This is a genomic window from Halomicrococcus pelagicus (assembly GCF_050954125.1).
In genome coordinates this window covers 61,811-83,796 of record NZ_JBPBWC010000001.1, presented here as the reverse complement: position 1 = coordinate 83,796, position 21,986 = coordinate 61,811, and the positions used below count along the sequence as shown (strand labels likewise).

Here is a 21,986-nt window from a genome sequence, read left to right as displayed (position 1 = left end):
ACTTAGAATTTGCTTTCGTGACAGAGTTGCGGGACCGGTCCGCCGACCGAGAACGGACCACCGAGAAGGGTCGACTACTGTTCCTGGGGGAGAGCGAGTTTGTCGGGGTCGAACTCCTTCTCCAGAAGGACGTCCTTCTGGTCCGAAACCTCGGCTTCCCGCCGGATGAGGTCCTTGTAGTTACCCTGGGGAGCGATGTCGCCGATGAGGACGCCGCCGACGAGTTTGCCGTCCTTGAACGCGAGCCGACGCCACTCCGTGTCGCTGTACTTGCGCTCGCACTCGTCGTCGCCTAACGTCGGGAAACCGAAGCTGAGGAACGGGAAGTCGAAGTGCGTGATAGAGTACGACGACACCCAGCGGAACTCCTTCGTCTCGTCGTCGGCGACCATGTTCTGGGCGGCGACGACGCCCTGCTCTTTGGCGCTCCCCCACGAACCGTTCTGGGCGTACTCGTCGAGGATGACGTCGTAGTAGCGCGTGATGTCGCCCGCCGCGTAGATGTCCTCGGTGCTCGTCTGCAAGTACTGGTCAACGACGATGCCGTTGTCCATCTTCAGGTCCGCACCCTGGAGGAACTCCGTGTTGAAGTTCAGGCCGATGGCGACGCCGACGAACTCGCTGTCGTAGGTCTCGCCGTTGGCGTCCACGGTCGAGACGACGTGGCCGTCGTCGTCCGTCTCGAAGCGGTCGACGCCGCTCTCGAAGACCGTCTCGACGCCCTTCTCTTCGAGGGCGTCGTGGATGATCTCCGCCCCGTCGAGGCTGAGTCCATAGCGCCACCAGCGATTACCGCGCATGATGTACTTGGCGTCGACCTCCTGTGCGGCACAGACGGCCGCGAGGTCGATTCCCAGCAGGCCCGCCCCCACGACGACGCCGGTCTCGGCGTCCTCGGCGTTCTCGGCGATGCGCCGGGCGTCCTGGAACGTCCAGAAGTGATGGACCCCGTCAGCGTCGCTGTTGTCCACCGGGAGCTGGGTCGGCGTCCCGCCCGTCGCGACGAGCAGCTTGTCGTACTCGTAGGTGCCGCTCTCGTGGGTGTGAATCTCGTGTGCGTCCGCGTCGACGTCGGTGACGAACGTGTTCAGGTCGAGGTCGATGTCGCGTTCGTCGTACCACTCCTCGTCGTGGATGGAAATCGGAGCTTCCGGGAGCTTCCCCTTCGCGAACTCCTTGATCAGGATGCGATTGTAGAGGGCTTCCCCCTCGTCGGTGATGACTGTGACGTCGGCATCCGGCTCCTCCTCGCGGATGGTCTCGGCTGCGGAACTCCCCGCGATGCCATCGCCGATTATCACGTACGACTCGGTCATGTGAACGAATTTCTCCTTCGGGGTTAAAGTGGGTTGCTATCTACGGATAGCTACCGGTTCGACCCGGGGAGAGAACGGCCGACGCACACGCCTGCGGCGTCTGGGCCGTCGAGGACCACTGCGCGTTCGTCTCGCGCCGTCACCGTCGCGATTGCCGACGGCGGCCTGCCGCCGATCTGTCCGACGGGACCCTCCGCTGTCTCCCGACTGACATCCGTCCACCCGGATTCGGCGAACTGCCTCGAACGCCCCACAGGGTCGAGCGGGCGGCGGTCGCCGGGCGGGACGCAAGTAACATTAATCTGTACGGGGTTCCAGTGACAGAACGATGAGAGTTGTTCCGGGCCGGCCGGCAGCGGTCGCCGACGCGGAGGCGATTCGATGAGCGACGACGACTGGTTCGAGTCGGCGCTCGACGAGACGGACGGCGAGGACGCCGACCGGAGCGTCGAAGGCGACGACCGCGAGGAGCGAGAGGTGGACGACGGGGCCGACGAGAACGACGCGAACGACGAAGAGCGGGCCGACGAAGGCGGCGACTCGCTGTTCGACGACGATTTCGGCACCGCGTTCAGCAACGCTCCCGGTACCGGCGGCGGCGAGAACTTCGGCGGCGGCGAGGACTTCGGCGGCGGCGAGGACTTCGGCGGCGGCGAGGACTTCGGCGGCGAGTTCGAGGGCGGGTTCGGTACCGGCGATGGTTTCGGCGAGATCGGTGGCGAGTTCGACGACGAGGAGTTCGAGTCGTCAATCCCGCGCGTCGACGTCGGCATCGAGGGTCTCGACGGGATGATACAGGGCGGCATCCCCGAGCGAACGCTGATGGTCGCCATCGGCGACGCCGGGACCGGGAAGACCACCTTCGGCCTCCAGTTCCTCGAAGAGGCGCTCTCGCGGGGCGAGAAGGCCGTCTACATAACCCTGGAGGAGAGCCACGAGCGCATCGTCAACAGCGCGACCGAGAAGGGGTGGCCGTTCGACGAGTACGTCGCCGAGGACCGCCTCGCCGTCCTCGACCTGGACCCCATCGACATGGCGAACTCCCTGACCAGCATCCGGAGCGAACTCCCCGGCCTCGTCCGGGAGTTCGGCGCGACCCGACTCGTCCTCGACTCCGTCTCGCTGCTGGAGATGATGTACGAGGACCGGGCGACCCGGCGCAACGAGATATACGACTTCACGAAGAGTCTCAAGCAGGCCGGCGTGACGACGATGCTCACCAGCGAGGACAGCGCCTACGCCTCCCGGCACGGCATCATCGAGTACCTCACCGACGCCGTGTTCGTCCTCCGGTACGTCCGCGGCAGCGACGACTTCCGCGAGACGCGACTCGCCATCGAGATACAGAAGATTCGAGACGCCAACCACTCCCGCGAGATAAAACCCTACGACACCACGAACGAGGGCATCAGCGTCTACCAGCAGGCGAATCTCTTCTGAACCACCGTTCCCGCGGCCGCTCGTCTCCGTCGATTCCGGCACCGGAGTCGACAACACGGTTTCCACCTCGGAATCGGACACCCGTGGACCACCGCGTTCCTGGTTCAAACTCATCGACAGGGGTTTCCTAACGGGGAAATCAGTAGTTACGCCGTTCCAGGACCGGATCGAAACTGACCGGTTCGTTCGAGAAGACTCCGTCGCGGGAACTGGACGCCTTCGAGTCGTACGACCGATTCGCCCGCGGCGAACCCCTCGACGAGGCGTTCGAGTGCTCGTCGTCCGACCCGTACGAACGCCACTGGAGGAGTACCCTATCTCCACGCGATACCGTTACGTCCCTCCTGCGCTTGGGGGGGAACGCGGAGTCCCAGAACCGCACGTTCGTCCGATAGCCGCACCGAAGTCCCGGTAGTCGTGGCCCCGAGCGTTCTGCTGCGTACGTCCTCTCGATCGCCGGCGTCGCCGAGCGTACCCTCTCGACCGGCCCGTTTCTTCCGGCGGAACGGGCTCGCCGTCGCGGGCTACCCTTCGACTGCTTCGTCGAGGATGGCGAGAGGAGTTACCGAACCGTTACCAAGCCTCGTGTATTCTCAACGACTGCTTTGAGAAATCGTCTGCGCACGGTAACGTGCTCAACTCCGTCGATTTCTGCACTAAATGATACCCTACTGGTTTGTACAATCGCGTGAATCTTATTGACCAAGAACGTCCCAGCGGTCACGGTACTGCATGACTGCGCACGCACCTCCTCTCTCCCTCTGGAGATCGACCGACCCCCGTCGCAGATATACGCTCCCGGAATCGGCTCCGTACCAGTGCCTTCCTCCGTTACTGAACCAATCACGGAACGTAGCGAAATCGACGTCCGCACTCCGTACGTGCTCTTCGAACTCGCGGCAGTCCGTATCGGCGAGTAGCACGGGCGTCTCGGCGACGGTGAGAGAAAACGACTGGCGATGCGTGCCGTCCCTGCGCGGCCGCTCCCGTTACTGGCACGTAGGTTACGATTCCATCCACGAACCATAATGGCGGGGGACAGTAGTTTCACCGACCGGCCCACGGACGAGCGCGAACAGTCCCGCCTGGAGCAGGCCGCCTCGTCTATCGCCGCCGCCCTCACGAGAGACCGGGTCTGGCTCGGAATCGCGCTGGTCGTCGCGGCCGTCGTCGTCGGTCTGTACTACCGGTCCCATCCGTACCCCGCGTACGGGGCCGGTTTGTACCTCTCCATCGCCGAGGAGATTCTCGCTCACGGTTATCGGCCTCCGATGCGAATCTCCGGCTACACCGCGGAGGGCGTCCCGTTCGTCTATCCGCCGGTAGGATTCTACGTCACCGCAGTACTGCTCGATGTGGGCGTCGACCCGATGACGCTCACTCGCTTCCTTCCCGGCGTCGTCTCGACCGTCGCCGTGATTCCGTTCTACTACCTGGCCCGCGAGATACTCGGGTCAACACCCCGGGCCGGCGTGACGGCCAGCATCTTTGCGGCGACGCCGGTCGTGTTGCAGTGGCATATCTCGGCGGGCGGTATCGTGCGCTCGCCGGCGTTCCTGTTCACGCTGACCGGACTCTACTGCGGGATACGGCTGTTCCGAGGCAACCACCGTCGCTGGCTCGCGCCAGCGGCAATTCTCTTCGGACTCACGCTCCTGACGCATCCGACGTACACCGTCTTCTTCGGGGCGAGCTACGTGCTCGTGTGGCTGTTCTACGACCGTTCGTCGACCGGGTTGGTCGCGGGGGCCGCAGTGGCTACCGGTGGCCTCGTGATCGCATCGCCGTGGATAGCGTACACGGTCTCGACGCACGGCCTGGAGATATTCGCGGGGGCGGCGGGCACCCACGGCGGACTCGTTCAAACTCGCTCGCCCTTCCGCGTCCTCTCCGAACTGGGGCGGCCGATCGCCGCCGGCCGCACCATGTCGCTCTGGTACCTCCTGACCCTCCTCGGCGGCGGCTACCTGATCGCTCGGCGGCGGTTCTTCATCCCGGCCTGGTTCCTGGTCTCGATAGTGCTTCTCCACGAACGCAGGTTCGCGTTCGTCCCAGGAACGATGGCCATCGGCGCGTTGATGACCGCGCCTCGCCACCTCGGAGCCGACGAGACGTACCAGTACGCCACCCGGTGGTTGTTGCGGGGCGTGACCGCCGGACTGGTGGTGCTGTTGGTCGCGATGGGCGGTTTTTACGCGGTCGGCACGCCGCTGCACGGCGGCACGTCACAGCCGTCGTTCGTCGACGAGGAGGACGCCACGGCGATGGAGTGGGTCGACGAAGAGCTGCCGGCGGACGCCGACTTCGTCGTCGCCGGCGACGCTGCCGAGTGGTTCCCGTATCTCTCCGACCGGACGATCCTCGTGGGACCGTGGGGCGTCGAGTGGAACTCGCCCGCGGCGTATCGACACCACCTGCAGACGTACCGGCGTCTCTCGCACTGCCACGCCGAGACGTGTCTCTCGAAACAGCTGCGTCGAGCCGACGTTCGGCCGGACTACGTGTACGTCCCGAAGGGCACCTACACCGTTCGGGGCATCGAGACGCAGCAACGCCCGCGGATGCGCCGCTCGCTCGTCCGCTCGGACGACTACCGGCTCGTCTACGAGAACCGGGGCGTGATGATATTCCGGGTGCGGTGATGGCCCCGACCGGACGACGGCGCTCCTAGCGGACGACGGTCACGGGCACGGGCGACCGCCGGACGACGGTCTCTGCGACGCTACCGAGCAGGATGCGCGAGACGCCCGACCGACCGTGGCTCCCCATGACGATCTGGTCGAGGTCGTTCTCGTCGGCGAACTCGACGATGACCTGCGAGGGACGGCCGAGTTCTGTCGCCGTCGACAGCGTCACGCCGTGCTCGTCGGCCAGTTCCTGGGCCTCCTCGAACAGTCGTTCGGCGTTCTCCTTGGACTCCTCGTACCACTCCTCGGAGTAGCCCGGCATCCCGACCGTCGAACTGTACCCCACGTCGATGGGGTCGATGACGTTCAGGACCTCGATTTCGGCGTCCTCGAACTCGGTCAGCGCGTGTTCGAGCGCCTTCGTCGACTGCCGGGAACCGTCGATCGGAACGAGTACGCGCTTGGTCATGGTCGACACTACTATCTCTCGATATATCGAAGCATCGGTCTCGCCGGCGCGTCGACCGGGGACGGCGGTCGGTCAGTCCCGACCGTGGCGGGTGACGCACTTCGAGAGGCCGACGAGTTCGACCGGCTCGGAGTTGTCCGGCGAGTAGACGACCATCTGTCCCTTCTCCATGTAGGGGACCTTCCGTTCGAGATTCGCCGGGATGTTGACGCTCTTGATGGCGTCCTCGTCGCCGAGGTTGAGGACCACGGTCGTGTTAATCTGCTTGAACACCGGTTCGGCGACGTCCTGGGGGTCCTGCGTGACGAGGAAGAGGCCGAGACGCTCCTTGCGACCCTGCTTCGCCGCCTCGGTGAACTTCCCGACGACCTTCCGGGCCTGGACGCTGTCGGCGTCCGAGAGGAAGTTGTGCGCCTCGTCCATCCCGACGACGAGCGGCGTCTCCTTGATGCGGTCGAACCGCGGCGCGTTCGACAGCTTCTCGTCGATGAGGAGACTCGACACCGCGAGCACTATCATCTCCGTCGCCCGCGTGCTGTTGACGTGGTACGTCGGGACGACCGTCAGCCCGCCGGGACGGACGAACTGCTTGACGAGGTCGGTCAGCGGGCGGGCGTCCTGGTCGAAGACGTTCTGGAACGTAGGGTTGACCGCGCGTCGTTTCACCGCGTTGAAGGTGGCCTCGTGGACGCGTCCGTTCTCGTCGAGTTCCTCGCGGAGCGCCGGGTCGTCGAGGAAGTCCCTGAACTGGCGGTACGTCCCCGACGACCCGTGCCGGTCGAAGAACCGCCCCAGGAGGAGCTGGAGCGCGTTGTACTGGTTGTCGTTCAGGCTGGCACCCGCGATGAGCCACGGGTTCGACCGTACCATCGAGAACGGGACGGTGAACTCCACCTGCTCGGCGCGGTGGTGGTCGGCCGCGTAGGTGACGCCGTCGACCTTCGGAACGAACGCGGTCGTGTCTTCGTGACCGCCGTGGGCGACGTTCTCGCGCTCCCAGGCGCGCTCGTCGTCGCGCGTGACCTCGGGGTTGTCGTCGTGCATCTGGGCGTACTCGTCCTGCGGGTCGAACTGCACGACCGCCATCCGGCGCTCGCGGTCGCCGCCGCTCTCGACGGGGTACGTACGCTCGTCGGCGAGGTACTGGCGGAGGACGTTCTTCGTACCGTGGGTCTTGCCGGAGCCGGTTCCGCCCGCGACGAGCGTGTGCCGGAAGACGAGCGGGTCGCCCTCGCTGTAGTCGTCCTTGACGCGGTAGTCGATGGTCGGCGGCTCCGCGGCGGTGCGGACCTTCTCGCCGCCGACCGCGAGGTGGCCGAGGAAGACCCCCTCGGTCGGTATCTTCAGCCCGGTCTTGATGTCGGCCTGGTCGTCAGCCTGCCGCACCGTCGTCTCGGGCTTCGGCACGCGGTCGGTCATCCGGCGCTTGAGTTCGCCGTCGTCCTCGTACAGCACCGCGACGGGGTCGAGCGACGCCACGAACTTGTAGTCGGTCTCCTCGACGTCGTCCCGGCGCATCGCCCGCCGGGCGTGAATCTCGGTGGCGTCGTCGCTGCGGTACTCCTGGGCGTACTCCAGCGCGGTGACGCGGCAGAACAGTTTCTCGTCGTCGAGGTACGGCACGAGCAGGTACTTGCCGACCCGGACGTCGCCACGGTTCGGGGCGGTCACGTACGCCCGGAGGCAGTCGTCGTCGTCGGCCTCGCCGATGGACAACCCCTCCGAGACCGCGAGGTGACCGATACCCCGGTCGCGACCCGTCGGGTCGGTGTCCATCCGCTCGAACGACCGGCGTTCGCTTCCGTCGTCCGTGCTGCCGTCGTCCGCACTGGCGTCAGCGCTGGCGTCGTCCGCGTCGTCAGCGTCGTCGCCCCCGTAGTTGGCGAAGTCGTCGAGGTCGCTCACGCTCCGCTCATCTCGGTCACACGTCAAACGCTTTTCGCACGCGCACGGCGGACGCTGTTCTCGCGCTCGTTACGGAGTCGATAGAACGGACGGCACGGGTGTCGGTTCGGCCCGGAAGACGGACTTTCGTGGTGGGCGTGGTTGACACACCTGGCGAGAGGCCAGCACGCCACCAGAGCCCACGGCACCGCCGGACCGACCACGACAGCAGGACGGCGCACGGTGGGACGACGGCGAAAGCGCGCCGACGCCCCGTGTCCTTCTGCTGCCATCGGGAAACAATTCCAGCGACGTACTAAATCTAACGGCCATAGAATCTGCCAATAATCAGCAAGGTTCGGGACGAGCCGGCGGTCGGGGCAGCCGATTGCGCCCGAACGAAAGCGACACAGCGACGAGCGAAGCTGTTTTAGGGCACCCAATCGTATTGAATCGTAGATGGTTGAGCCCGGCAACGTCGATGAAAATAAGCGCGCGACGCTCAGACGCTTCGCGGCGCTCGGCGCGGCAGCGCCGCTGACGAAACTCGCCGACCGCGACAGCGAGCGTAGCGACGTGCCCGACGCCATCGCGGGCTACGTCGCCACGACGCCGGGTGCGCACTTCTCGAAGGTGCGCGACGACCTGCAACTCGGCACCGGCGAGACCCAGCACCACCTTCGCCGACTGGTCGAGACCGGCGTCGTCGAGAGCCACCGAGACGGCGACTACCGGCGCTTTTTCCCCGCCGACCAGTTCTCGGCGTTCGAGCAGGTGGCGCTCTCGTACCTCCGCCGGGACACCCCGCGCGGGATGATCGTCGAGTTGCTGCGCGACCCGTCGGCGACGGGCGGCGACCTCGCCGACGCGCTGGACGTCTCGCGGGCGACGGTGAGCAAGCACGCCGCCGACCTGGAGGAGATGGGACTGCTCTCCCGGGAGGGCGGCTACGCCGTCGAGCGCCCGGAGACCCTCATCACGCTGCTCGTCCGCTACGCCGACTCCTTCGACGCGAACGCGGAGACGTTCGCCACCGAGGCGGCCGGCCTCATCTCCTTCGACCCCTGAACCGGCGGGCGTCTCGCGCTCGCGACGAACCCCGCGTTCGCCGACGTCCCGTGCGTTCTCCCGTCGAACCGGGATACACTGATGGTCGTTCGGAGCCACGTCGAAACGATGACCGACCTCCAGATGGACCCCGAAACGCGGTCGTATCGCTACTACCGGAACGCGGTCGAGCGTCACTGGGACCCGCACGACGTCGACCTGGACGACGACGGGGCCGAACTCGCCGAGTTCGACAGGGAGGCGTTCGACGCCTTCCGCCGCACCGTCGCCCGGTTCGGCGCGGGGGAGGAGTCGGTGACGGAGGACCTCGCGCCGCTCTCGGTCGTGCTGGACGACCTGGAAGACGAGATGTTCGTGACCACACAGCTGTACGAGGAGGCCAAGCACACGGACTTCTTCGACCGTTACTGGCGCGAGGTCGTCCGGCCCGAGGAGGAACGCCGGGGACTGGCCCCGTCCTCGCCCGCGGACGACCGCTGGTTCAACGACGAGTACGACGAACTGTTCGAGCGCAACGCGGCGGCGATGACCGCCCTGCTGGACGACGACGCGCCGGAGCGCCGGGCGACGGCGTACTGCCACTACCACCTCACCATCGAAGGGGTTCTGGCTCAGACGGGGTACTACGGGCTGACGCGAGCCTACGACGCGGACACCCATCCCGAGCTTCCGCACCTCCCGGGTCTCGTCGCCGGGCTGACGAAGGTCAGGGGCGACGAGGGCCGCCACGTGGGGTTCGGGATGGCGAAACTACGGGAACTCGTCGAGAGCGGCCGGGTGGACGCGGCGCACCTGCACGACACCGTCGGGGAACTGCTCCCGCTCGTCCGGGCGAGCATCCCCGAGCGCGACGCGGAGGGGCCGGGGCCGTCGCCCGACGAACTGGTCGCCTACGCCGGCGAGAAACACGCCCAGCGGATGGAACAAATAACGGCGGCGGACGCGGAGATTCCGGACGTGGACGCGTTGACGAGCGTCGAGTAGTGCCCTAGACGACCTTCCACGTCGTCGAGGAGGAGTAGCCCCACTTCTCGACGTCGACGTCGAAGTCGCCTTCGGCGATGGCGGTCATGTTCGCCCCGACCTCCTTGGCGGTGAGGCCGAGGTCCTCGCCGATGAGTCGGGACTTGAAGTACGTCCGGGTGTCGCCGTTCTCGCGGAGATACTGGAGGATGCGCTGCTGTTTGTCGGTGAGGGTGGTCGCGGACGCGGAAGCGGTGGTGGTCGTACTCATATCTACGTAGAGAAGAGATGCAGCCTTAGTGGATTTGGTACGCGCAGTTAACTCGCCGCTGTCATGCGTTTTCTCGCCGATTGGACGTGAATAGAACCGCCGCGACGGTCGCCGTTGGTACGGTGAGTAAAACGGTACATCGGGGTCTTCCGGACGGTCGACTCCGGTCGTCTGCGTCCTGACAGGGCCGGCGAACGCTCGGCGGTCGCGCGGGGAGGTCGGTCGAGCGACGGTCGTCTAGATTCGCCCCGGTCGGTCGAGCGACGGTCGTCTCGCATCGCTTCGACCGCGAGTCCGTTCGTGCGAATCGAAAACCGGTTTACGCGGGGGAGACCTCGACACCGACATGGACGTACTCGACGCAGCCAGACGGGTCGTCGCCGAGGGCCCGGTCTGTGACCCCTGTCTCGGCCGGCCGTTCGCCGACCGGAGCTTCGGCCTGACGAACCGCGACCGGGGGCACGCCCTCCGGGTCGCGGTGGCGCTCGACGACGACGAGGACTTCGAGGAGCCGGACGAGCAGTGCTGGGTCTGCGAGGGCCAGACCGACCGGTTCGACGAGTGGGCAGAGACCGTCGCCGAGCAACTGGCGGACGTCGACTTCGAGACGTATCAGGTCGGGACGCGCGTCCCGCCGCTCGTCGAGGAGAACGAGCGACTGCTCCGCGAGGCGGCCGACCTCCCCGAGGACGCGGGCGAGCCGTTCAAGTCGGAGTTCAACCGCGAGGTCGGCAAGCGCGTCGGCCGACTCACCGACACGGAGGTCGACTTCGAGCGACCCGACGTGCTCGCGCTGCTCGACCTCGAGGCGGCCAGCCGGGAGGGCGACCTCTCTTCGCACGCCGTCGACGTGCAGGTCAACCCGGCGTTCGTCTACGGCCGCTACCGCAAGTTGGAGCGCGACATCCCGCAGACGGAGTGGCCCTGTCGGGAGTGCGGCGGGACGGGCAAACAGCTGGCCGAGGGAGGCGGCGAGGAGCCTTGCGACCACTGCGGCGGCTCGGGCTACATGTACGACGAGAGCGTCGAACAGCTGACGACGCCGCCCATCCGCGAGGCGATGGACGGCGACGAGGCGGTCTTCCACGGGGCGGGACGCGAGGACGTGGACGCCCTGATGCTGGGGACGGGGCGACCGTTCGTCGTCGAGGTCAAGCGCCCCCGCAGTCGAACGCCCGACGCGGACGAACTCCAGCGGGAGATAAACGAGTTCGCGGACGGCGAGGCCGAAGTCGAGGACCTCGCGCTCGCCACCCACGAGATGGTCGAGCGCGTGAAGGAACTCGACGCGAGCAAGACCTACCGGATGGACGTCGAGTTCGACGCGCCCGTCTCGGAGTCGGACCTGGCGGACGCCGTCGCGGAACTCGACGGGACGACGGTCGAGCAGTACACGCCGAACCGCGTCGACCACCGCCGCGCCGCCCGGACCCGCGAGCGGACCGTGTACGAGATAGACGGCCACCTGGAGGACGAGCGCCACGCCGAACTAGAGGTCCACGGCGAGGGCGGTCTGTACGTGAAGGAACTCGTCAGCGGCGACGACGGACGGACCGAACCGAGCCTCGCCGGACTGCTCGGCGTCGGCGCGGAGGTGACGGCGCTCGACGTGGTCGCCGTCGAGGGCGAGGACGAACCGTTCGACGACCCCGAGTACCTGCGGGAGTAGAGCGGAAGCCGGGACGTTGAAGGCCGTCGCGGCCCGAGGTTCGCACATGAAGATCCGCCAGAACGTCCGCCACTGGGCCTCGAAGAAGGCGCTGGAACTGCCGGTCGTCGGCGACGTGGTCAACGACAAACTCGTCGACATGCACACCGACATCTTCCTCGAACGAGCCGACGAGGACCACCGCGAGGAGCGCCGCGAGCACTTGGACGCCTTCTTCGACGCGACGATGGACACTTATCTCACCGCGCTCCAGGAGGGCGCACCCGAGGCGGAAGCGCGGGAGATAACCCACGTCCAGGCGAACTTCGACTTCTACAACCACGGCTGGACGGAGATGATGGAGTTCCCCGGCGACGAACTCGACGAGCATTACGAGCGCTACGAGACCTTCTTCGAGCGCCACGGCATCACTATCGCCGACCCGCTCGGCGAGTTCGAACCGGCGGGCGGGATTCCGGACGCGCCGTCGACGCCCGAGAAACTGGACGACCCCGAACACCCCTACGCCGAGGGCGGGTTCGCGGACGACGTGTACGTCGAGGGCGACGACGGCGAACTCCGCGTCGGCGGGCAGGAAGAACCGGCGGACGTGAGCGTCGACAACGCTCCGGGCGTCGACGAGGACGACGCGTAGGCTACCGCGAGCGCCGGGTCCCTCGCGCGCGACGGACTACGCCGACCGCCGCCCGTGCGCGGCGAGGAGCGACCAGACGACGCCGACGACGAGTCCCCAGACCAGGACGAGGAGGACGGGCCAGACCACGATGGGCCCTGCGACGCTCACCGTTGTACCTCCGCCGGCGTGTCGGTCGCTATCCACCGCTCGCCGCGGTCGGGGTCGCGGATCTCGACCCACCCGTCCGAGCAGAAGACGGTTTCACACTGGTTCCGTTCACTTGTCATCGTGGAGGCGTCGACCGTGCGTCCGGCGCGTGGGGAGCCGTCACAGTCGACGCGTCACCCGGTCGACCCGTCGACGGAACCGTCCTTAGTTATCCGGAGCGTATCACGTTGGTAGGACGAGCCTAGTCCGCGAAAGCACTCCTAAACGACCGCACAATCGGTCGCTTCGACCGTTTCCGGACGAGCGCGACGGAGGTATCGGCAGAAGGTACTTGTCGGATTACGACGACGTTGCGCGCATGCCCTCCAGACGAAGCCTCCTCGCCACTTGCGGAAGCGCCGCGGCGGTCGCGCTCGCCGGCTGTCTCTCCTCGGGGTCGACCCGGGGCGGGACGACGACCGGTGACGCGACCGGAACGACGGCGACGTCGACCACCGAACCGCCGTCCCCCGAGGTCCGCGAGGTCGACCCCGCCGACCTCGACCGCGGCGTCCCCCTGGCGCTCCCCGACGTCGGCGTCTCGCTCGACGGCCCGCCCGCTCGCGCGTTCGCGGTCGGGACGGACGACCCGGACGCCGACCCGAAGCCCCACCCCGTCTGGGTGTGGAACGCCACCGACGCGATGCTGACCGTCGAACTGCATCTCGCGATGGGGAGCGCGTCTGGAAGCGAGACGACGCTGCTGGCGGAGTCCGTCACCCTGGACCCGGGTTCCGCGGTCGCTGTCGCGCTCCGCGAGCGCCGGCACTACTACCGGCTGACGACCCTGGTCGGCAACCGGGAGGAGGACGTCACCGTCCGCCACTCGGACGTCGACTGCAACGACTCGGCGACCGACGTCGCGGTCACGAGCGAGAAGATACGCACGAGTTCCGTGACGACCGACATGGCCTGCGGCACGTCGACGGGCGTCTGAACTAGCGGGCCAGCGGCAGGCTGTACGCCGTCTCGCGCTCGACGACGGCCTCCCAGGTCGCCTCGCACTCGCAGTCGACCTCCGAGAAGACGCTGGGGTCCTGGCGGAGGTCGAAGTCCTTGATGGCCTTCTGGACCCTGTCGTCGCAGTCGCCACAGTTGTGCGGTCCGCGGTCGCTGCCGTGACCCACGGGGTCAGAGACGACGATGGCGTCGGCGTCGGCGGTGTCTTCGAGCACCTCGGCGACCGACCAGAGCCACGGCGGGCGGTAGCCGTCCCGGAAGTACAGTTCGTCGACCATCGTGTACCGCTGGACGTTCGTCGGATTCATGGAGACGGTGTGGGCGTGTTCGGCGCAGCGCCGGACCGAGGACTTCATGTCCTCGATGGCCTCCGACTCCGAGAGGAACGGCGGCTTCATGAGGAGGTAGGCCTTCACGCCCGCGCCGGCCTCGTCGGCCGCCTCGCTGGCCGCGACGAACTCCTCGAAGTCGAAGTACTTGTTCACGCAGTCGTGGCGCACGCGGTCGGTCGCGGTCTCCAGGCCGATGGCGACGTCCGTGTCCAGGCCCTGCTCGGTGAAGTCGGCGAGTTTCTCGCGCTCGACGAAGTCCGGGAGGCTCTCGACGACGATGCGCTCGCGGTCCCCGAACGTCTCGGCGATGGCGCGGCGCGTCTCCGCGCCGACCTCGCGCTCGTCGAGGAACGACCCGGAGGTGTATATCTTCACGAGGCCGCTCTCCTCGTCGGCGTTCTCCCGCTCGTGGTCGAGACAGACGTCTATCTGGTCCATCAGCGCCTCGTGGGTGACGCTGCCGCCCTCGACGGACTCGGCGACGTAGCCGCACATCGTACAGCCGCCGGCGCGCGCCCACCGACAGCCGCCGGTGTTGAGGATGATGGTGAGGCTCTGGTAGACCCCGCCGGGCGTGTTGTCCTCGTCTATCCAGACCCGGGTTGGTTCGTGTGGGTCGTACTGGGCGTCCTTCTGGGCGCGGATGCCCCGCATCACCTCGTTGTGGGCGTCCATGCCCTTGCCGCGCTCGTAGACCTCCGGACTCGGCTTGCTCATTACCTGACGAAAGCGGCCACGGGCGTAAAGCGCCTTCGGAGCGGCCCGCGTCGATGCCCGTCCGGGCGTCGGAACGCGGCGAAGGGGTCAGAGGACGAGGAGAAAGAGGAGGTACGACCCGACTGCCGAGAGCGTCGGCGAGAGCACCCAGAGGATGACGATTCGGCTGGTCGCCGCCGGGTCGAACAGGCTCTCTGCGGTCAGTTCGTCCAGCTTCTCCTCGCCGATGGGCGGTACCTCCGGCGGCTCCTCCGCGGCCTGCTCGACCTGCTGTGCGCTCTCGCCGCTGGCGAGCGTGCCGACGGTCGGTCCCTCCGGAGTCGTCTGCTCGGCTTCGGGACCCGCGAGCGCACCCGTCGTCAGTTCCTGGCCGAGGTCGGTGGCCGCCTCGGTGTCGGCGGCGGTCGCGGCCACCTCCGCGAGGGTGACCGCGCGACTCGCCCGCCCCCACCCGAGACCGATGATGCAGCAGGTCGTGCTCACCGCGAGGCTCGCCGGGATGCCGAGTTGCGAGAGCACGGTGATGATGGTCGCGCCGACGATGGAGACGACGAGCGCCGCCAGGATGGGGAGATCGGTGATGCCGTCGCCGACGGTGGCGAGCGTCCGGCGCGCGATGGTGAACCCGCCGAGCCCGATGGTCGCGACGGCGAGCAGGACGCCCTGCTCTATCGTCACCGCGCCGTTGCCGACCAGCGGAGCGACCGCGTTGGCGGCGTTCGACGCGCCCGCGCTGAACCCCATGTAGCAGGCGATGACGACGACGAGCACCGCGCCGACGACGTCGCGCGGCGACGCGTTCTCGTTCAGGCGCGGGCGCGGCACCGCCCCCGAGCGGTCGAACTGCACCAGCGAGTCCTCGATGCGCGTGAAGGCGATACGGGCGTCGAGATACGGGTAGAGGTACCGACCGACGACGACGCCGACGAGGAACGCGGCGAGCGGCGCGACGATCCAGGCGGAGACGATGGTGAACATCAGCGACTCCCGGAGGGTGTCCGTGGCGAGTCCCAGTCCGACGATGGCCCCGACGGCCGTCATCGACGTGGACGCGGGGACGCCGTAGAGGTTCGACAGCAGGAGCGCCGCCCCGGCGAAAAAGAGCACGCCGACGCTCGCCGCGGGCGTGAACTGGCTCGCCGGGACGATACCGTCGCTCATCGTGTCGATGACGTTCCGCCCGACCGTCCACCCGCCCCAGAAGGCGAAGACGGTGAACAGCGCCGCAGCAGTCACTTTGCCGACGATGCGACTGCCGACCGCCGGTCCGAACGCGACGCCGGTCGAGGAGCCGCCGATGTTGTAGCCGACGAACGCCGCGACCAGCAGACCGATGACGACCAGTGCTGACACCATCGAGAGGTTCCAGACGGGGTACGACGACGACGGTACTACTATTTTTGAAAGACGTTCGACAGTTCCCGTCGAGTCGCGGTGGCCGGAAACGGCTAACGCCTCCCGCGACCAACGTCAGCTATGCCGACGCTGATGGACACGTACATCGAGAACCGTGAGCGCGTACAGCCCAACCACGCGAACAACTACGAGACGGCCCACGGCGGCGTCGTGATGAAGTGGATGGACGAGATCGGCGCGATGTCGGCGATGCGCTTCGCGGGCGAGACCTGCGTCACCGCCAGCGTCGACCACATGGACTTCCAGCGGCCCATCCCGGTCGGCGACACGACCGTCATCGAGTCGTACGTCTACGACGCCGGACGGACGAGCGTGAAGGTCCGCCTGAGCGCCTTCCGGGAGGAACCCCGGTCCGGCGAGCGCGAGAAGACCACCGAGTCGCACTTCGTCTACGTCGCGGTCGACGACGACGGGAAACCGACGCCGGTCCCCGAGTTCGCCGTCGAAACCGACCGCGAGACCGAACTGCGGGAGGCCGCCGTCGAGGCCGACCCGCACTCCCACTCCTGACCGCCCGAACGCTACAGCTCCCGCTCCGAATCGGGGTCGTCGAGGTCCCAGAGGTACTCGGGGAGGAACGCCTCCAGGTTGTCGACGACCTTCCGGTCGCCAACGTTCATCCCCTCGCAGTGCTCCCGGGCCGACTCCCGGACGGAGACGTGGATATCGCCCGCCTCGGCGCGCACCGAGAGCGGGAACACCGAACAGCGCGCCGGCTTCCAGTCGTCTTCGGCGTGGAGTTCGCAGAGGCCGTCCTCGCGGAGGAAGTAGCAGGCCCGGCCGTCCTCGCCGGCGTGGTCGTGGTCTTTCTCCTCGCGGACCACGAAGTCCTCGCCGCGGAACTGGGTCGTCGCCTCGTTCAGGTTCGCTCGCTTCGCCAGTTCGAGGAACTCGCGGTCGTACACGAGGACGCCGTGGTGACAGCACCACGTACACTCCGAGACGCAGTCGAAGGTCAGCCCCGGGTCGAACTCCACGACGGCCTCCTTGCCGGGGTACACCTCGACGCGCCTGTCGTCGGCGCTCACGGACAGGGGTAGCCGGTGCGGTCTGAAAGTTCTCGCGGTTCCGGACCCGGACCTATCGCGTCGACCCGCCCGCGGCCTCGTCGTACCGCGACACGACCGAGACCAGGCCGAACAGCGCCGCGAGGACGACCGTCGTGAGCACCATCCCGAACAACGCCATCGACAGCGGCGACATCTGGAACTGCGTAATCAGCAGGTCCATCGACCGGCCGCGCTCCTGACCGGTCGTGCCGACGACGAAACCCAGTCCGCCGGTCGCCAGGACGACCGTCGCCGCGGCGGCCAGGAAGATGGGGCGACCGGAGATGATGCGTTCGCTCATCGTTTCCACCTACTCGCTCCCCGCGGTTACCGTTTGCTATCCGCCGGGACCGCGCGTCGACCGTTCCACGACACGCTCCCCTCCACGTCGAGTTTCTCCAGGTGTGCGGCCACGGTCGCCTCCGCCAGTCCGCGGACGCCGGCGAGGTCCTTGTCGTACGCCGCGTCGGTCACCTCCGCGAGCGTTCGCGCGCCACCGTAGACGGCGTCGCGCACCCGGGCCTCCCGGGCGAGGCGGTGGTCGAGCAGCCGCCGGAGTTGCGCGCGCGGGTCGTCGATGGCGGGGCCGTGACCCGGATAGAGCACGCGGGGGTTCCGGGCGTACAGCCGCCGGAGCGACGTGAAGTACGCGCGCAGGTCGCCGTCGCCCGCCGCGGCGTGGTCGTCGTCCGAGGCCGAGTGCTTCCCCGCGACCACGACGCTCCCTTCGGCGACCACCAGGTCGCCCGTGAGTACGGCGTCGTCGTACTGGAGCGCGACGTGGTCCGGAGCGTGACCGGGCGTCTCGACGACCGAGAGGGGACCGACCCGCGTACCGTCGCGGAACGTCCGGTCCGGGTCGACCCCGGTAGCGTCGGCGAACCGCCGCTCGCGGCCGGCCCGCGCCCAGACGGTCGCGTCGCAGGTGTTGGCGTAGTGGGCGACGCCGCCGACGTGGTCCGGGTGAGCGTGCGTGACGAGCACGTGGTCTACCTCGCGGCCCGCGACGGCGCGGTCCAGGTCGTCGGTGCGACCGGCCGGGTCGACGAGCGCGTTCTCGACGAGGTAGGCGTTCGTCGTTCCGCCCGGTGCGTACGTCCCCGTCGGAACCGGAATCGTCTCCATGGCCGGGGTCAGGTCGGCGGGAGCAAAAAGTCGGTCGGAGGGCGAACGGTCAGTCGTCGAGGATGTAGACCTGCTTGCGCGCGTCGCGGAAACTGTGGCGGGAGGTGACGAGGTCCACTTCTTCGAGGCGGTTCAGCGCGTAGCGGACGGTGCGGTCGGGGAGCAGCGACTCCTCCGCGAGTTCGCCCTGCGTGAGCGGCGCGTCGGTCTCCAGGACCTTGGCGACCAGTTTCGCGCTCGGCGGGAGTTCGCGGAGACGCTCGCGGAAATCGGGAGAGCTTTCGGGAGAGTCGTTGGTCGTCGTCGTGCTCATGTTTCCTCTGCTCCCGAGCGGAGTGGTAAATGTTGGCTATATGGGTATCCAAACAACATGGAGTCCTTTAGGGTGTTAATATCACCATCAACTACCGAAGAGACGCGTTGGCCGGCGGAAAGCTTCTCCAGGGGAGGCGTCGTTGGGGACGTATGGAGACAATTCCCGAGTCCTTCCACGATCTGTTCGAGCGGAAGTCGTTCGGTAACTTCGCCACCGTCATGCCGGACGGGACGCCGCAGGTGACGCCGGTGTGGGTGGACTACGACGGCGACCACGTGCTCGTCAACACCGCCCGCGGTCGCCAGAAGGAACGGAACGTTCGGCAGAATCCGAAGGTGGGCATCTCGGTGTTCGACCCCGAGGACCCCTATCGCTACGTCTCCGTCCGGGGGGAAGTCGACGAGGTGACCGAGGACGGGGCGGTAGAGCACATCAACGAACTCGCACGGCGGTACATGGACCGGGAGGAGTATCCGAACCTCGGCGAAGAGCGCGGGGCCCGCGTTCTCATCGAGATACGGCCGGACCGCGTCGTCACCAGCGGATAGCCGACCGATATCGCTCGCGTCGGTCGGCCGTCTCCACGGTGCTCGTCGGCTACCGTCGTCGGTCGGTCTGCGGCGGTCCGCTGTGGCGGTCGTACGTCCCGACGACGTGTTTGCAGTCGGGACAGTGAACGATGACGAGTCGGCCCCGTTCGTGGCGAACCAGGTCCTCGGCCACGAACTCCCTGTCGCAGTGTTTACACGTCGGCATCTGGAACTCCCGGACTACCTACGAGCGCCAGGTACAAATCGCTTCGCGCCGGTTCGTCGACGGGCCGAGACGGACCGCCGCCGTTTCACGTGCCGCCGTTTCGCGTCGCGACTACCAGTACCGTGGACATTTTTATCCCCCGACCGTCTGGGTTCGAACACCGAATGAGCACACTGGTCGTGTGCGTCGACCGCAACGACGACATCGGACGCAAGACGGGACTGACGATGCCGGTCGCCGGTTGGGAGGCGGTCCGGTCGCTCGTCACCGAAGTCGGACTCGCGGACCCGGAGGACTCCAGCGTCAACTGCCTGCTCGAGACGCTCCGGGTCGCTCGTAACTTGCGGGACGGCGACGAGGAGACCACGGTCGCAGTCATCTCCGGCACCGCCGAGACGCGCGTCGGTGCCGACCGAGCGGTCGCCACGCAGATGGACGAACTCGTCGCCGAGTACGGGCCGGACTCGGCCGTCATCGTCATCGACAGCGCCGAGGACGAACGCCTCGTCCCCATCGTCGAGAGCCGCGTGCGGGTCGACGCCGTCGACCGCGTCGTCGTCCGGCAGGCCCGCGACATCGAGTCGACGTACTACCTGCTCAAGCAGTTCCTCGCCGACGAGGAACTCCGACAGACCGTGCTCGTCCCCACCGGCATCGCGCTCATCGTCTTTCCAATCCTGCTGATGCTGACGGGCCCCGCCATCGCCACGTCGGCCATCACGACCGTCATCGGCCTGTTCGTCCTCTACAAGGGACTGGCCATCGGCGACTACCTCCGCGACCTGCCGGCGGAGGCCCGCGACGCGCTCTACTCCGGGCGGGTCTCCATCGTCACCTACGTCGTCGCCGCGGGCCTGTCGTTCATCGGCGTGTTCGCCGGCGCACTGCGGGTGTCGTCGCCGTCGTTCGGCGCCGGCGAGGGCTACCTGATGCCGGCGATGGGGTTCGTCTTCGAGGGCGTGCCGTGGCTCGCGGTGGCCGCGCTCGCCGCCAGCACCGGTCGCCTGCTCGACGAGGCCATCCGCAACGACCGCGTGAGCAACTCCTACCTCAACCTCCCGTTCGGCGTGCTGGCGGTCGGCCTCGTCGTCCGCGGGTTCTCGGCGTACTTCCTCCAGAGCCAGGGGCTCATCGACCCCGTCGTCGTCCCCCACCTGGAGATCGGGCAGACGACCGTCCCGGAGTTCCCGCTCGACCCCGGTACGCGGCTGGCGGTGTACGTCGTCCTCGGCGTGTTCGTCAGCCTCGTCGGCGTCCGCGTGGCGTCGTACGTCAGCGACACCACGCTGGAAGAGGAACTCGTGGAGTAGGTCGGCGTCGTTCCGACGACGACCCCGAACCGACCGCGGCGAGGGGCGCTACTCCGGACTGATGACTCGCTTCCTGCCCGAGATGCGGTCGGCGCACTCGTAGCCCGCGACGATGCCGCCGTTCAGGCTGCGCTCGGGGTACTGGGCCCTGCTCGCCATCCCGGCGTAGTAGACGCCGTCGGCGACCTCCTCGGAGAGGTCGTAGGGGACGACCAGGTCGAGGTAGCCGCGCTCGTAGACGGGCGCGGCGCGCGGGTTGCGCGCGAGGCGGAACTGCTTCACCTGCGAGCGGTCCCACTCCGGGAACATCTCCTCGATGTGGCCTAGCCACAGCTCCTCTATCTCATCGTCGTCCATCTGCCAGAGGTCCTCCTCGTAGTCCTGCACGTAGCTGGCCACGTACAGCAGGTGGTCGCCGCCGTAGCGCTCCGGCGGGATGTAGTTCGTGTGTTCGACGAGCGCGCCGAAGGGAGCGTCGTGGCCGATGTTGAGCCAGTAGGTGTCGGTCAACTGGTCCTCCATCGTCACCAGCGCACAGACCGCGCCCTGGAAGTCTATCTCGCACTCGTAGCCCGTGAGGGATTCGAGCACGTTGGGCATCGCGGCGACGACGACGCTCTCGACGTCGTGGGTCTCCGTCTGCGCCCCGCCGTCGGCTTCCGCCGGTACGGCCTCGCTCTCCGATTCGGCCACCTCGGCCGTGAGCGACCGCACCTCGCCGTCCGCGACGTCGAGGTCGGTCACGCGAGCGCCCGTCGTGATGTTCTCCTCGCCGACCGCGTCGACGAGCGCGTCGACGAGCTGGCCGAACCCGCCGGTGAGGTAGCCGAGCGGTTCGCCCCGGAGCAGGTCGCGCTCGCCGCGGAACTTGATGCGACCGAGCAGCCACGCGGCGCTCACGTCGTCCTTCCGGGAGCCGAACTTCGCGTCGAGCAGGGGTTCGAAGAAGTTCTCGTAGACCCCCCGGCTGGTGTGCTCGACCAGGAACTCCCTGATGGGAACGTCCTCGAAGTCCTCGAGGCGCTCGTAGGTGTCGAACTTCGGAATCCCGCCGCGGACGTCTATCTCCTGGGTCAGCATCGTGAGCCGGAACTTGTCGTACACGCTCATGTGCGGGTACGCAAGTATCTCCCAGGGCTTGTCGAGCGGGTGGACGACGCCGTCGACGTAGTAGGCGTTCTTGCCGATGGGCCAGCGCAGGTCGTCGCCGAGACCGAGTTCCTCGATGAGGTCGACGATGGTCTCCTCGGACTTCGAGAGGTGGTGGTAGAACTTCTCGATGCGGTCGCCGTCCGTCTCGTAGGTCGCGGCGAGACCGCCGAGGTCGTCGCTCGCCTCGAACACCTGCACGTCGTACCCCTGCTGCTGGAGGCGGTAGGCGGCGCTCAGACCGGCGATTCCCCCACCGACGATACCTATCATGGTCCTTTCGTTCGACGCGCTCCGGAATACGTGTTACGACAGCGGTCGTCGGC

At 67.4% G+C, this 21,986-nt stretch carries 23 protein-coding genes; 10 read left to right on the top strand and 13 right to left on the bottom strand.

What is annotated here, in order from left to right:
• Positions 1-74: 74 nt before the first annotated feature.
• Positions 75-1,316 carry an NAD(P)/FAD-dependent oxidoreductase gene (locus ACRYA2_RS00480; RefSeq protein WP_433623173.1) on the bottom strand — a complete coding sequence of 414 codons (1,242 nt, stop codon included), beginning with the start codon at positions 1,314-1,316 and terminating at the stop codon, positions 75-77.
• Positions 1,317-1,697: 381 nt separating this feature from the next.
• Between ACRYA2_RS00480 and ACRYA2_RS00475 the strand changes: the two genes are divergently transcribed.
• Both ACRYA2_RS00475 and ACRYA2_RS00470 read left to right on the top strand, forming a co-directional pair.
• The gene (locus ACRYA2_RS00475; RefSeq protein ID WP_433623171.1) at positions 1,698-2,756 is read left to right on the top strand and encodes a KaiC domain-containing protein; all 1,059 of its coding nucleotides are present in this window, start codon (positions 1,698-1,700) and stop codon (positions 2,754-2,756) included.
• 1,028 nt (positions 2,757-3,784) lie between these two features.
• On the top strand, positions 3,785-5,398 hold the full coding sequence (locus ACRYA2_RS00470) for an ArnT family glycosyltransferase (RefSeq protein ID WP_433623169.1): 1,614 nt from the start codon (positions 3,785-3,787) through the stop codon (positions 5,396-5,398).
• Between the two features lie 25 nt (positions 5,399-5,423).
• On the opposite strand, the gene ACRYA2_RS00465 is transcribed toward ACRYA2_RS00470, so the two are convergent.
• Together ACRYA2_RS00465 and ACRYA2_RS00460 are read right to left on the bottom strand one after the other, a co-directional pair.
• A complete protein-coding gene (locus ACRYA2_RS00465; RefSeq protein WP_433623167.1) occupies positions 5,424-5,852 on the bottom strand; it encodes a universal stress protein in 429 nt (142 codons plus the stop codon).
• Between the two features lie 72 nt (positions 5,853-5,924).
• Complete coding sequence (locus ACRYA2_RS00460) at positions 5,925-7,757, bottom strand: ATP-binding protein (protein ID WP_433623165.1); 1,833 nt, start codon at positions 7,755-7,757, stop codon at positions 5,925-5,927.
• 438 nt (positions 7,758-8,195) lie between these two features.
• On the opposite strand from ACRYA2_RS00460, the gene ACRYA2_RS00455 reads away from it, so the two are divergent.
• Together ACRYA2_RS00455 and ACRYA2_RS00450 are read left to right on the top strand one after the other, a co-directional pair.
• Complete coding sequence (locus tag ACRYA2_RS00455; RefSeq protein ID WP_433623163.1) at positions 8,196-8,804, top strand: winged helix-turn-helix transcriptional regulator; 609 nt, start codon at positions 8,196-8,198, stop codon at positions 8,802-8,804.
• Between the two features lie 108 nt (positions 8,805-8,912).
• Entirely contained in the window at positions 8,913-9,788 is an 876-nt protein-coding gene (locus ACRYA2_RS00450) for a ferritin family protein (RefSeq protein ID WP_433623161.1), read from the top strand.
• Positions 9,789-9,792: 4 nt separating this feature from the next.
• Here the strand turns inward: ACRYA2_RS00450 and ACRYA2_RS00445 are convergent, their stop codons facing one another.
• Complete coding sequence (locus tag ACRYA2_RS00445; protein WP_433623159.1) at positions 9,793-10,038, bottom strand: DUF7123 family protein; 246 nt, start codon at positions 10,036-10,038, stop codon at positions 9,793-9,795.
• A gap of 346 nt (positions 10,039-10,384) precedes the next feature.
• Between ACRYA2_RS00445 and ACRYA2_RS00440 the strand changes: the two genes are divergently transcribed.
• Both ACRYA2_RS00440 and ACRYA2_RS00435 read left to right on the top strand, forming a co-directional pair.
• Entirely contained in the window at positions 10,385-11,707 is a 1,323-nt protein-coding gene (locus ACRYA2_RS00440; RefSeq protein ID WP_433623157.1) for a tRNA pseudouridine(54/55) synthase Pus10, read from the top strand.
• A 46-nt stretch (positions 11,708-11,753) separates the two neighbouring features.
• Positions 11,754-12,341 carry a DUF6149 family protein gene (locus tag ACRYA2_RS00435; protein WP_433623155.1) on the top strand — a complete coding sequence of 196 codons (588 nt, stop codon included), beginning with the start codon at positions 11,754-11,756 and terminating at the stop codon, positions 12,339-12,341.
• Between the two features lie 146 nt (positions 12,342-12,487).
• On the opposite strand, the gene ACRYA2_RS00430 is transcribed toward ACRYA2_RS00435, so the two are convergent.
• Positions 12,488-12,610, bottom strand: a complete 123-nt coding sequence (locus ACRYA2_RS00430) for a hypothetical protein (protein ID WP_433623153.1) — start codon at positions 12,608-12,610, stop codon at positions 12,488-12,490.
• 239 nt (positions 12,611-12,849) lie between these two features.
• On the opposite strand from ACRYA2_RS00430, the gene ACRYA2_RS00425 reads away from it, so the two are divergent.
• Positions 12,850-13,467, top strand: a complete 618-nt coding sequence (locus ACRYA2_RS00425; RefSeq protein ID WP_433623151.1) for a hypothetical protein — start codon at positions 12,850-12,852, stop codon at positions 13,465-13,467.
• 1 nt (position 13,468) lies between these two features.
• On the opposite strand, the gene ACRYA2_RS00420 is transcribed toward ACRYA2_RS00425, so the two are convergent.
• Both ACRYA2_RS00420 and ACRYA2_RS00415 read right to left on the bottom strand, forming a co-directional pair.
• Complete coding sequence (locus ACRYA2_RS00420) at positions 13,469-14,539, bottom strand: archaeosine biosynthesis radical SAM protein RaSEA (RefSeq protein WP_113275138.1); 1,071 nt, start codon at positions 14,537-14,539, stop codon at positions 13,469-13,471.
• Positions 14,540-14,626: 87 nt separating this feature from the next.
• Entirely contained in the window at positions 14,627-15,895 is a 1,269-nt protein-coding gene (locus tag ACRYA2_RS00415; RefSeq protein WP_433623148.1) for an inorganic phosphate transporter, read from the bottom strand.
• 120 nt (positions 15,896-16,015) lie between these two features.
• Here ACRYA2_RS00415 and ACRYA2_RS00410 point away from each other — a divergent pair, with 120 nt between their 5' ends.
• Positions 16,016-16,465 (top strand): acyl-CoA thioesterase, encoded by a 450-nt coding sequence (locus tag ACRYA2_RS00410; protein WP_433623146.1) that lies wholly within the window; start codon positions 16,016-16,018, stop codon positions 16,463-16,465.
• An 11-nt stretch (positions 16,466-16,476) separates the two neighbouring features.
• On the opposite strand, the gene ACRYA2_RS00405 is transcribed toward ACRYA2_RS00410, so the two are convergent.
• From ACRYA2_RS00405 to ACRYA2_RS00390, 4 genes are read right to left on the bottom strand one after another with little or no spacing between them, the layout of a single operon-like run.
• A complete protein-coding gene (locus ACRYA2_RS00405; RefSeq protein ID WP_433623144.1) occupies positions 16,477-16,983 on the bottom strand; it encodes a YkgJ family cysteine cluster protein in 507 nt (168 codons plus the stop codon).
• Between the two features lie 52 nt (positions 16,984-17,035).
• Entirely contained in the window at positions 17,036-17,305 is a 270-nt protein-coding gene (locus ACRYA2_RS00400; RefSeq protein ID WP_433623142.1) for a DUF7520 family protein, read from the bottom strand.
• Between the two features lie 26 nt (positions 17,306-17,331).
• On the bottom strand, positions 17,332-18,129 hold the full coding sequence (locus ACRYA2_RS00395; protein ID WP_433623140.1) for an MBL fold metallo-hydrolase: 798 nt from the start codon (positions 18,127-18,129) through the stop codon (positions 17,332-17,334).
• A 49-nt stretch (positions 18,130-18,178) separates the two neighbouring features.
• Positions 18,179-18,442, bottom strand: a complete 264-nt coding sequence (locus ACRYA2_RS00390) for a MarR family transcriptional regulator (protein ID WP_433623138.1) — start codon at positions 18,440-18,442, stop codon at positions 18,179-18,181.
• 152 nt (positions 18,443-18,594) lie between these two features.
• Here ACRYA2_RS00390 and ACRYA2_RS00385 point away from each other — a divergent pair, with 152 nt between their 5' ends.
• Complete coding sequence (locus ACRYA2_RS00385) at positions 18,595-18,993, top strand: PPOX class F420-dependent oxidoreductase (RefSeq protein WP_433623136.1); 399 nt, start codon at positions 18,595-18,597, stop codon at positions 18,991-18,993.
• A gap of 49 nt (positions 18,994-19,042) precedes the next feature.
• Here the strand turns inward: ACRYA2_RS00385 and ACRYA2_RS00380 are convergent, their stop codons facing one another.
• Positions 19,043-19,201 (bottom strand): hypothetical protein, encoded by a 159-nt coding sequence (locus ACRYA2_RS00380; RefSeq protein ID WP_433623134.1) that lies wholly within the window; start codon positions 19,199-19,201, stop codon positions 19,043-19,045.
• 164 nt (positions 19,202-19,365) lie between these two features.
• Here ACRYA2_RS00380 and ACRYA2_RS00375 point away from each other — a divergent pair, with 164 nt between their 5' ends.
• Positions 19,366-20,511 (top strand): DUF373 family protein, encoded by a 1,146-nt coding sequence (locus ACRYA2_RS00375; protein WP_433623132.1) that lies wholly within the window; start codon positions 19,366-19,368, stop codon positions 20,509-20,511.
• Between the two features lie 48 nt (positions 20,512-20,559).
• On the opposite strand, the gene ACRYA2_RS00370 is transcribed toward ACRYA2_RS00375, so the two are convergent.
• Complete coding sequence (locus tag ACRYA2_RS00370) at positions 20,560-21,933, bottom strand: NAD(P)/FAD-dependent oxidoreductase (protein ID WP_433623130.1); 1,374 nt, start codon at positions 21,931-21,933, stop codon at positions 20,560-20,562.
• Positions 21,934-21,986: the final 53 nt, after the last annotated feature.